Genomic DNA, 12189 nt, shown 5'->3' with positions numbered 1-12189 from the left:
ATGGTAAAAAGTAAAATTTATGCACCCAACTAAACAAAATGTCCTTGTCGTTGACGATGAGCCAACAAACTTAAAAGTGTTAAATAATATCCTAAAAGATATGTATAAACTGACATTTGCAAAAAGTGGCCAAGAAGCACTGCGTTTAATAGAAAAAGATAAACCTGATCTGATCTTGTTAGATGTCATGATGCCAGAAATGACAGGCTATGAGGTTTGCGAAACCTTAAAACAAAGTTCTTTGTATAAGTCTATCCCGGTGATTTTTGTGACTGCATTAAACGACGCAGTTGATGAAGCCAAAGGACTGAATATTGGTGCGGTGGATTATATATCTAAACCGGTTACACCCGCAGTTGTTAAAGCCCGCGTTAAAACTCACTTATCTTTGGTCGATGCGGAAGAGTTGCGTCGCACTCGTTTGCAAGTCATTCAACGTTTAGGCCGTGCATCTGAATATAAAGACAATGAAACAGGCATGCATGTCATGCGAATGAGCCATTACGCCAAAGTTGTCGCTCTAGCCTATGGCTATTCCGAAGAGCAAGCCGATAATTTATTTAATGCTGCGCCAATGCATGATATTGGCAAAATTGGGATCCCCGACGCCATCATGCTTAAGCCAGGAAAACTGACAGACGAAGAATTTGCAGAAATGAAAAAGCACCCTGAAATCGGTGCTGAAATACTTGGTGATTCAGACTCAGAGTTGATCGAATTGGCAAAAGTAGTGTCTATGACTCATCACGAAAAATGGGATGGAACCGGTTATCCTAACCAGTTAAAGGGTGAAGAAATTCCCCTAGAAGGTCGTATAGTTGCCCTTGCGGACGTTTTTGACGCCTTAACGAGTGTTCGCCCATATAAAGACGCCTGGTCAATAGAAAAAGCGTTAGATTTCATTACATCTCAAAAATACAAACACTTTGATCCTCAATTGGTGGACTTGTTTATTTCAAAAATAGACGACATTATAAAAATCAAAGAGCAATGGAAAGACTAAGACAAAGACTAATTTCGATGAATAAATGAGTCTTTGTTTTCAGATCACCAAAACAACTTAGTTTAAATTAAGTGCTGCTTTAAGAGGTCCCAAATGTGGCTCAAAATGACGCCATTGCTCAGTTGCCGATTTGTAAATTGGCTGACGCACTTGCTCTGAACTTGGGGTTTTGATGGTTCTTTTGGTTTTATGAAACTCTAAACACGCAGGTTCAAATTTCAAACCGCAAAAATCCAACATACGTCGAACTTCAGTTTCTAAATCTTCAACAACATCTTCATGTTTAACTGTAAGAATAAAGCCTGGAATAACGTCCTGCCAATGCCTCATTAATTTTAGATAGGCTTGGTAATAACGTCCTATGTCATCGAGGCTATAACTAAACTCCTGCCCCTCGGCAAACAACTGTTTAAAACCACTGAAACAACAGGCCATAGGCGAACGTCTTGCATCGATAATTTTGGCATTTGGCAAAATGAGTTTGATTAAACCTAAGTGCAGAAAATTATTTGGCATTTTGTCGATAAACCGAGGAGCTTGCTCTCTATATACTTGTGTTTCGTCAATGAATTGCTGACCAAATCGAGCAAAATATTCAGGGTTTATTTCCGCTAAATTTTTAGGATATTGGCTAACCGCTGTCTGACTTGTATTACCTGAATTGGTGTTTCGGCCACGTAAACGAGCGGCGAGCCCAAGGATATTGTGTAATTCCATGGTACCGTCCACTTGTGAGTGCGACGCTAGGATCTGCTCTAGCAAGGTCGAACCTGCCCTAGGTAAACCGACAATAAATATCGGATCTGGCGCGTTTAGTCCCAAATTACCGCGGTTTTCAAATAACGCTTTGGTGCAGTATTTTATTTGCTCTTCTACTTGCTGTTCCAATTTAGCAATATCAAACCCGTTATGTGCATGCTGCAACGCATTACCATCTTGGTACGCTTTAAACGCTTGGTCGTAGTTTTTCCTATCTTCGAACGCTTTACCCGTCGCAAAATACAATTGCACTTTATCCACCAAAGGCAATTCGTTATTTGTTTGTTGGGTTTGCATCTGACTAATTTCGTCATCATTGAAGCGGTAGGTTTTGGTATTCGCCAAACTCCAAAATGCATCACCAAAACTCGGATTCAATTGATACGCCTTTTGATAGGCCGCAACGGCGTTGTCAATCTCACCTTTGGCTTTTAAGGCATGACCTAGCTGTAAATAAAACCCAGCAACTTGCTGCTGATTATTTTCTATAGGCATCCGTTCCGCTGCGTTTGCATTCATTAAAGTTTCGGATTGTTTTATTGCGAATTCAAAAAGTGCGATAGCTTTGTCTGTTTGCCCTAATCCCGTTAATACGTTAGCTTTTGCGACATTAAAGCTGAGGTTGTCAGGCTGTGCTTCAAGTAATATTGTCACTTGTTGCTCAGCGGCTTTGAATTTGCCTAAACGTATTAACAGATTAAGGTAATGGGAACGAGCCTGGATATGCTGTGGTTCGAGCTCCAGAGCACTTGCGAGCAAAAATTCAGCATCATCGTAAATTTTAAGTTCAATGCCAATTTCGGCAAGCAGACACATGCCATCAACATGACGTTTGTTGTTCTGGAGAAAATGGCGACAAATTTGTTCCGCTTTTAACAACTTGCCTTCATGCATCAATTCAGTCACGGCAAGTAAAGCCGGCGGTAAACTTTTGAGTTTTGCTAACTGATTAGCCGCAAGTTGGATCTTATCTTGTTGTTCTATCTTATTTAGCTGTGGACACTTACGATAAATTTCTAGCAACTCCTGCCAGCTTGCCACCAAACATGGATTGAGTTTTACAGCATTTTCAAATGCGTGTTTTGCTTTTGTTACATCATTTAACGCCAAGTAATTATAGCCAAGTTCTTGATTAGCTCGGCTGTGTTTTTTTTCTAGTGCTAACAACGCCTTAATGCTTGTTAAAGCTGCAGAAAAGTCCTTATTGTAACGTTGTGCGACACCAATCAAATACCACATTTCTATTTGGTGGGAAGGCTCGGTTAATTGCTGTTGAAGCTGGGTCCCTTGCGTTATCGCATCGCTGAACTTTGCCTTTTGGATCAACTGTTGAATGGCTTTTAATTGATCGTCAATAGAGGGCAGAGAAGGTTTTTCCAATGACTTGGCTCCATAGAATTTTACAAAATTTAATACATAGATTAAAACATTTGCTTTATTGGACAGTACTTTAGCAATAAAAAGCCGCTTGGTACAAATACCAAGCGGCTAACTTTAACACTGTACGTTTATTAATTGTGCATAAGATCCATCAAGGTCAAACGACCTCGGTAAATCTTAACTAGCCCTTAATAAAAGTCATATGAAAATCTAAAGCCGACGCTGCGTGGTCTATTGGTAACCACTTTTGGTGTAAACTGTTGAGTATCCACATAAAGTATCGCACTTTCATTGGTTAAATTATCAATGAAAAACTCGGCTTTCCATTCGTCATTTGTCACACCAAAGCTAAGGTTTGCAAGCACATAACTGTCTTGAACGTAACGACCCCCTGCAAATGTTTGACCATTGCTGTCTTGGTAATTTACCCCAGAATAAACGTCCGCTTCTTTTTGAATACTCAAGCCAGAACCTGTGCCGTGGACCAAATTAGTCGCGTCTTCAAGTACGTAAGCGTCCATCGTCATACTGGCAAGTCTTTCACCTGTATAGCTTATTGAGCTGTTTACATAACCTGTAAGAACACTTGATATTTCGTAGAAATACTTGGCCTGCAAATTACCAGAAAACTCAGCAGAATATGGTAAACGACTGCCTTTTGCCGGGGCTATACCTTCGAGCTCACTATTAATTGACGTTAACTCAGTGTCAATCATACTGAATGCCCCCGAAATAACTAAATCGTCAGTGGCTACCCAACTGAAGTCACCGTCAACACCTTTAATTTCAGCGTCGCCAACGTTGTCAGTAAATACTAAGAAACTGATGTTTGTTGGGTCAAATCGAGAGGTTTGAAGATCAGATATTTTTGAGTAATACGCAGTTGCATTAAAACGCAATGTACGGTTTAGCAAAGTCGACTTAAATCCGACTTCAATATTATCCAAGCTATCTGTGGTTGAATAAACCGGAATACGGAAACCGTCAAAAGCCCCTTCTTGGTTTTTCGCCAAACCGCCGCCAACACGATTGGTTACTGGAGGTCTAAAGCCTTCAGAATAAGATGCGAAGACCATAACTTCATTTGATACTTGCCAATCTATCGATGCTTTAATAATCGTATCGTCGACCGTCAATGTGCCATCGCTATCAACTAAACTTGTCTCTAACTGACCGCTTGCAATTGCCGCTTGAATTGCTGCTGCTTCGCCGGCCCCAAAAAACTCAGTTAATGCAGCGTCGCTACCGTCACCAAAGGCTTGCAATCTGCCGCTTACGTCAACCGTCGACGTTGCCCCTTTAAATGAGTCTTCAATTTCATACCAACGTGCACCAAAACTCGCCGTAACCGTATCAGTAAGGTCGTATTCGAGTTGCCCAAATAATGCAATTTGATCAATTGTGTGGGTGATGTCATTAACAAAACTGATCTCAGACGAGAACGGTCCTCCATCGGTGTTGATGCCGTCGGTGCCCGCTAAAGTTCTTTGTAGATTGGTAAAATAAGGCAGGTCTGTATTACCTAGTTGGAACTGACCCACTGTAGACAGTTCTTGTGAATCATAGAAAACACCCGCTGTTACGCGCCAGCGATTTTCAGTAGAGGTATTAACACGGAATTCGTGAGTAAAACGATTAGTGTCTGTTTGTTCTTTATAAAACTTAGTTGGGTCAACACACACTTGTGTTTCAGGTGCGCCTGCATAGTTACATGCATAATACGCGGCAAATGAACCACCATTGGTATAACCGGTATAATCAATTGTTGAATCGATTTCACGCTCTAAATAACCACCGGTATAAACCAAGTCTAGATGTTCAAGGCGACCTTCTAAAGTCCAGGTAGTTAAACCAAAATCATCGTTGTTGTTTTCAGGTACAAAACGATTTGTCGATGATTCACCATCAAGATTAGGATCGTAGGCAAATACCCCTTCAGTATCGAGCGACTGCTGAGTATGTTGCACTAACAATTCCCAGTCTTCACTAAACAAGTAAGATAAACCAAATCGAGCACCCGAATAATTTGCAGTGTTAAAGTCGTCCTGCACTAAGGTGTCATTTTTTGGTGCGGTTACCGGCACGTTTTCAGGGTCTGTTAATGCCCCGCCAGAAACTCGGCTGATTACAACTGCACTACCAATATAACCACCGTTGCTTGGATCATTCAGTACATTATCAATCCAGCCACCTTGAAAGTCGTTGTATGTAGCGACACGTACAGCAAGTTTGTCGGTTAGCGACATATTAAAATAGGCTTCGACAGAATTGCTCATATCGCCGCCTTTGGTGGAACTGGTGCTGGTATCAAAACCCGCAGCAAATCCGTCGTGACTTGGTTTATTGGTAATTAAACGGACCGTACCAGACTGCGAACTTGCACCAAATAATGTGCCCTGTGGACCTGGTAAAACTTCGACACGTTCAACGTCTGTAGCGTAAATATCTAAATTACGTCCCTGCATTGAAACCGGTTGCTCATCTAAGTAAAAAGCAACAGACGGCTGCAGTGCCTGTACCGATGAAACCGCTATACTTGTTTGTGTTGTTGCCGCGCCACGGATATAAATTTCGTTTTGGCCAGGGCCTGTGCCTTGGAATACAACATTTGGCAAAAATTCAACATATTCATCAAAATTAGAGACACCTAAATTCTCTAGGCTATCTCCCGTGAGGGCCGTAACGGTAACAGGGACTTTTTGAATTGATTCAACCCGCTTTGTTGCTGTAACTTGAATGACTTCTATTTGGGCGTTTTCTTTCTTTTTAACTTCTTCAGCATATAGTGAGCCTGATGTTGCTATTGCCGTTATTACTGCGCAATGCAGCTTATTAAGTTTCATTGTATTTATCCCTTGGCGTTTTAATTTTTGTATACATATAATTAGAACTCTAACTATATTTTTTAAGATCCAACTTAACCATGATAGACATTTATAACAAAATTGCGTCATTATCTTGTTATTTATCGTAAGTTTGTCAAAAATTAGTTATCTTTCGGCTTATTCTTAAAGAATTTATATTTTCTATACAAATCATATTAGGGGATTTACTTGCCAACATCTGCAAAAAGCCAACTAAATAGAACGGTTTTTATTAGTGCTTCATCAATGATCATAGCGCTTTTACTTTATACTGTTTTGTTGCCAGATCAGGCTCAGAATCTATTTACAGTCATGCAATCGAGTATTGTCGATAATGGCAGCTGGTTTTATGTTCTCACTGTCGCCTTTATCTTTTTCTTCGTGGTCTTTCTCGGGTTATCTCGATACGGCGACATCCGCCTTGGACCGGATCATGCTACGCCGGATTATTCTTTAGTCACTTGGTTATCTATGTTGTTTGCTGCAGGTATGGGTATTGGACTCATGTTCTTTGGGGTTGCTGAGCCATTAATGCATTATTTGTCACCTCCGACTGCAGAAACAGGTACGATTGAAGCAGTACGTGAAGCGATGAAAATGACTTTTTTCCATTGGGGACTTCATGCTTGGGCAATCTATGCCATCGTCGCTTTAGTTTTAGCTTATTTTAGTTACCGTCATAATTTGCCTTTAACATTACGCTCAGCTTTGTACCCGTTAATTGGCGAGCGTATCTATAAATGGCCAGGTCATTTGGTAGATGTATTTGCGGTTGTCAGCACCGTTTTTGGTGTTGCAACATCATTAGGGCTAGGCGCATCACAAGTTAATTCTGGGTTTAACTATCTGTTTGGTATTGATGTATCTACGACTAACCAAATCATCATAATGTGCGGTATTACAGCGCTCGCTGTACTGTCAGTGTCCGCGGGTTTAGACAAAGGAATTAGACGACTGTCAGAAGCTAACATGATTTTAGCGGTTGGTTTGTTGGTATTGATCTTTGTGCTCGGTCCAACCGTTTTCTTATTAAAAGCTTATCTACAAAACATTGGGGATTATCTATCAGACATAATCCACAATACATTTAACTTATTCGCCTATAAAAAGACCAACTGGATTGGTGGCTGGACTATATTTTATTGGGGTTGGTGGTTAGCTTGGGCACCTTTTGTAGGTTTGTTTATCGCTCGTATTTCCCGTGGCCGAAGTATTCGCGAATTTATTCTAGGGGTCATGTTAATTCCAACAGTGTTTACCCTTTTGTGGATGACCATATTTGGTAATAGCGCCATCGATTTAGTGCATAACCAAGGCGTTGCTACCTTGGGTGAAATGGTAAATAAAGACTCCTCCGTAGCTTTATTTGTGTTCCTTGAAAACTTCCCTATGTCGGCCGTATTGTCATTTTTTAGTGTGCTAATGATAGTCATATTTTTTGTCACATCCTGCGACTCAGGCGCTATGGTTGTTGATATGTTATGTTCCCACGGCAGCAATGAAACACCATTGTGGCAGCGAATATATTGGGCGGTTGGGATAGGCGTAGTTGCAGCAATATTATTGCTGGCAGGTGGCCTAAATGCCTTGCAAACCATGACAATAGCCGCGGCTTTGCCGTTTTCAATTGTATTGCTAATTGCAATAGTCGGGTTAATTAAAGCCCTACGAGTCGAGGCGTTTAAACAAGATAGTCAGTTAATAGCCGCCCTTCCCCCGTCAAATAACGAAGGTAGCGATAATTGGCAATTGCGCCTCAAAAATATTGTCGACTTCCCCAACAAACCCAACGTTAATAAATTTATTAACCAGGTAGTCGCCCCAGCATTTGAATCGGTCGCCAGTGAGCTAAAGAAAAATCAAATCAAGGTAATTATTTCCAAAGAAGACGGCTATAGCCTGATCGTCGACCATGGTGAAGAACAAGAGTTTGTCTACCGAGTGCTCGCTAGAAAATATTCACAACCCGACTTTGTGACAGAAGCCGATGATGACGAACAAAGTTATTACCGCGCCGAAGTTCATTTAGGTGAAGGCGGCCAAGACTACGACATCATGGGGTGGTCAAAAACAGCAGTAATCAACAACATTATTGACCAGTACCACAAACATCTGCACTTTTTACATTTGTTACGTTAGTGTCAATTACGAGTTAAAGCATCCCCTAAAAAGCCCTTTCAGAAAGGGCTTTTTTGAGCTGGTTATTATGAGCTAATTGTAAATGAATTATGTGATTCCTCTGCACTCGGTTGGAGATCCCTAATATCGCTGTGGCTCGACTAATTTTACAAGCTAGGGATGACGTTTTTTTAAACCTGTGGGGTCAGTGTCGTTGATTTTATAACTTCCTCTGCACTCGGTTGGAGATCCCTAATATCGCTGTGGCTTGACTAATTTTACAAGCTAGGGATGACGTTTTTTGTTCTGAAATTATGAGCCAATTTAGGGTGAATTATGAAATTCCTCTGCACTTGGTTGGAGATCCCTAATATCGCTGTGGCTCTTTTGGGATGACGTTTTTTCTGTTTGGTTCGGATGACGACTTTTCTTCAAAACAAAGATTTATCACACCTAAAGTTCAGGCTACATTTTCCTTCGTCTAAATCCCCCTTAGTAGAGATTTATATCTCGAAGTGAACGGCAGGGACGCCGTTGCAAGGAATGTTTTCATGGACGAAATTACATTCCGTCTTCGACGATAATATAAATCTTAAATAAGGATTAGGGATTTGGCCGAAAGCGGCCTTTTTGCCTACTTTTTGGGCTGTTGCAAAAAGTAAGGTCGACGCAGTCGAAATAGCCGCCTGCAAGGCAAAGAAAGGCAAATTATAACTTCTTCTGCACTTGGTTGGAGATCCCTAATATCGCTGTGGCTCTTTTGGGATGACGTTTTTTCTGTTTGGATCGGATGACGACTTTTCTTCAAAACAAAGATTTATCACACCTAAAGTTCAGGCTACATTTTCCTTCGTCTAAATCCCCCTTAGTTGAGATTTATATCTCGAGGTGAACGGCAGGGACGCCGTTGCAAGGGATGCTTGTTCACTTCAAGGACGAAGGGAATTCGTCAGTACATGGATGTACGTCAGACGAACCATGGACATACTTTCATCCCGTCTTCGACGATAATATAAATATCAAATAAGGATTAGGGATTTGGCCGAAAGCGGCCTTTTTGCCTACTTTTTGGGCTGTTGCAAAAAGTAAGGTCGACGCAGTCGAAATAGCCGCCCGCAGGGCAAAGAAATGCGCAGCCTGCAGGGTGAATTATGACATTCCTCTGCACTCGGTTGGAGATCCCTAATATCGCTGTGGCTCGACTCATATTACAAACTAGGATGAAGTTTTTTCTGTTTGGTTCGGATGACGACTTTTTGTTCTGTTGATTTTCTAAACCTGTGGGGTCAGTGTCGCTGATTTTATGAACTTCCTCTGCACTTAAAGTTCAGACTGCATATTACTTCGTCTAAATCCCCCTTAGTTGAGATTTATATCTCGAAGTGAACGGCAGGGACGCCGTTGCAAGGGATGGTTGTTCACTTCAAGGACGAAGGGAATTCGTCAGTACATGGATGTACGTCAGACAAACCATGGACATACTTTCATTCCGTCTTCGACGATAATATAAATCTTAAATAAGGATTAGGGATTTACCACAAAGCCGTCTTTTTGCCTACATGATCTTAGAAACAAAGAGCGGCTGTTGCAAAAAGTAAGGTCGACGCAGTCGAAATAGCTGCCTGCAGGGCAAAGAAAACTTCAAGCTCCGCGCCATTATGGTCGACGCAGTCGAAATAGCCGCCCGCAGGCCAAAAACCTTAGCCTGCAGGGTAACTATCTAAACCCTAAACTACATTTAAGTGCTTATTCACAGGTAAATTCCTCACCCTAACCCCACACGCATGGAATATTGCATTAGTGATACTTGGGATCACCGGTGGAATGCCCGGTTCACCTACGCCTCCTGGAGGTTGAGAAGATTCAATAATATGGGCAAACATGGGTGGTGCTTGGTGTATTCGAGTCATTAGCGAATCGTGGAAATTCGACTCAACGACCACACCACCTTTGACCGAAATACCGCCCATTAATCCAATGGTTAAACCAAATACCATAGCACCTTCCATTTGTGCTTTTACACGGTCAGGCGTCACAGCAACGCCGCAATCAATGGCAGTATGCATCTCCAATACTTTTAACGTGTTATTTTCAACCGAGACTTTAGTTGCCGCCGATACGTAAGTGCCAAAACTTCTAAATACCGCAACCCCCCAACCTTGCCCTTCAGGCAGCTTTTCAGATGTATTGGCTTTGTCACAAACGTAGTTTAAACAGGCTTTTAAACGTTTAGTATCAAGTGGGTGAGTGTCGTAGCCCATACCATAATTCGTATACTTAAAACCATCCTGTTTCGGATCAACATGACGGTCTGAGCCCAATAAGTTCATCCACATTTTCTGCGCTGAAATATTCGATTTAACCGCCAGTTCATCAACAAAACTTCCAAGCGCAAAACCGTTATTCAAACACGCTACAGCCCGTAACCAACCAATTCGAACATGCCCTTCCGCCGTTTGGGTTTCGAGGGACAAATTTTGTAAATCAAATGGCGTGTCACCAAATCCAACTGATAAATCACTGTGATTTGGTCGATTGGTTTTGTCGTTAAATGTCCAGCCAATCGGTGGATAAGCTACGCGTTGGATCCAATAGTCTGCGGTTTGCTTGTCGGTCAACTCGGCTTTCATATAGTTGGCAGACACGGAATGATAAAAACCATGTTTAATATCGTCTTCACGAGTCCAAACTACTTTCACTGGCTTTTTAACCTTGTTTGAAAGCTCAACCGCTTCTAATACAAAGTCAGCTTTTGACTTACGGCCAAAAGCACCACCCATCAAGGTAATATTAAACTCAATTCTATCAGCGGCTTTATCTCCAGTGAAACCAAGCTCTGTAGCGACAAGACCCTGCGCCCACTGTGGATTTTGTACACCAGCCCAAATTACACATTTTTTATCAGCACCAGACCCTTGCACCCACGCAGTCGCTGCTGGCGTTTCCATTGGTTGGTGATGTTGATATGGCATAGTGTAGACAGCTTCAATGGTGTTTTTTGGATCATAATTATGACCGTAAACGTCACCTTTTTTGCGAGCTGCTTCACCAGGTTGTTGAACTTTTTCAACTAACTCCTTTAAATAAGATTCAGAGTCGTGGCTTTTATGTTCGCTCAGCTGCCACTCAACTTTTAACGCTTTGCGTCCTTGATGTGCAGCCCAGGTATTTGTTGCTAATACAGCAACCCCAGATATTGGCAAAACATTTACCGGTAAAGGGCGGTCTTTAAGTTGAACAACCTCAACCACACCTTTTATTTTTAACGCCTCGGTTGCATCAAAGGACACCACTTTACTGCCAACCACGGGCGGACGTTCAATACTGGCAATTAACATCCCTGGCAATTGAATATCTTGGGCATACGTTGCGCGACCAGCGATAATGTCGTCTTGGTCGAATAATTTCACTTCTTTACCAATCAATTTAAATTGATCGGGAGACTTCAATTTAACTGATTTTTGATCAGGGGCATCTAACTTAGATGCCGTCTGCGCTAACTCACCAAATGATAGTGTTTTACCACTCAATAAATGTTTAACAACATGGTTTTCTGCGGTTACGTCAGAACGTTTAACGCCCCACATATCCGCTGCAGCTTGTTCTAACATTTGCCTCGCCGCCGCACCAATTTTACGCATATCGATAAATTGATTGCGAATTGATGTTGAACCGGCAGTCCCCTGCGCACCGTAACGTTTGTCGGCTTTGCCCTGAACGACAAACACTTGTTGCCAATCTGCTTCCATTTCATCTGCAATAATTTGTGGAATAGAGGTTCTTATGCCCTGTCCCATTTCACACCGGTGACATACAATCGACGTCGAACCATCAGGGTTTATCGCAACAAAAAAGTTAAGAGCATGATCGGCTTTTACGTTGGCACTGTCACCGCGGCTTGGCGATGCATGCAAGATTGATGAAAACCCAGGCATAACCGTCGCGAGTACAAATGCACCTGTGCCAATGCCGAGTTGTTTCAAAAAGCTGCGTCGGCTGACATTAGCAATTTCAGCGGCAGATGAGGACGGCCCGTTTTTTATTTTTGTATAGTCAAACATAACC

At 41.9% G+C, this 12189-nt stretch carries 5 protein-coding genes; 2 read left to right on the top strand and 3 right to left on the bottom strand.

Annotated features, from left to right (window positions below):
- The first annotated feature begins 19 nt into the window (after window positions 1-19).
- Window positions 20-1003 carry a two-component system response regulator gene (locus tag Q4575_RS10925; protein ID WP_215964093.1) on the top strand — a complete coding sequence of 328 codons (984 nt, stop codon included), beginning with the start codon at window positions 20-22 and terminating at the stop codon, window positions 1001-1003.
- Window positions 1004-1060: 57 nt separating this feature from the next.
- Here the strand turns inward: Q4575_RS10925 and Q4575_RS10920 are convergent, their stop codons facing one another.
- The gene (locus Q4575_RS10920; protein ID WP_303522980.1) at window positions 1061-3142 is read right to left on the bottom strand and encodes a tetratricopeptide repeat-containing sulfotransferase family protein; all 2082 of its coding nucleotides are present in this window, start codon (window positions 3140-3142) and stop codon (window positions 1061-1063) included.
- Window positions 3143-3330: 188 nt separating this feature from the next.
- On the bottom strand, window positions 3331-5985 hold the full coding sequence (locus tag Q4575_RS10915) for a TonB-dependent receptor (protein WP_303522979.1): 2655 nt from the start codon (window positions 5983-5985) through the stop codon (window positions 3331-3333).
- Between the two features lie 210 nt (window positions 5986-6195).
- Between Q4575_RS10915 and Q4575_RS10910 the strand changes: the two genes are divergently transcribed.
- Window positions 6196-8145 (top strand): choline BCCT transporter BetT, encoded by a 1950-nt coding sequence (locus tag Q4575_RS10910; protein WP_303522978.1) that lies wholly within the window; start codon window positions 6196-6198, stop codon window positions 8143-8145.
- 1706 nt (window positions 8146-9851) lie between these two features.
- Here Q4575_RS10910 and Q4575_RS10905 read toward each other — a convergent pair.
- Window positions 9852-12185: a xanthine dehydrogenase family protein molybdopterin-binding subunit gene (locus Q4575_RS10905; RefSeq protein WP_303522977.1), complete on the bottom strand. Its 2334-nt coding sequence runs from the start codon at window positions 12183-12185 to the stop codon at window positions 9852-9854.
- Window positions 12186-12189 lie beyond the last annotated feature (4 nt).

The organism is Psychrosphaera sp. 1_MG-2023 (assembly GCF_030548245.1).
GTDB lineage: Bacteria > Pseudomonadota > Gammaproteobacteria > Enterobacterales > Alteromonadaceae > Psychrosphaera > Psychrosphaera algicola.
Note: the sequence above shows the minus strand (reverse complement) of the source record. Positions and strands in the feature narration are given on the sequence as shown.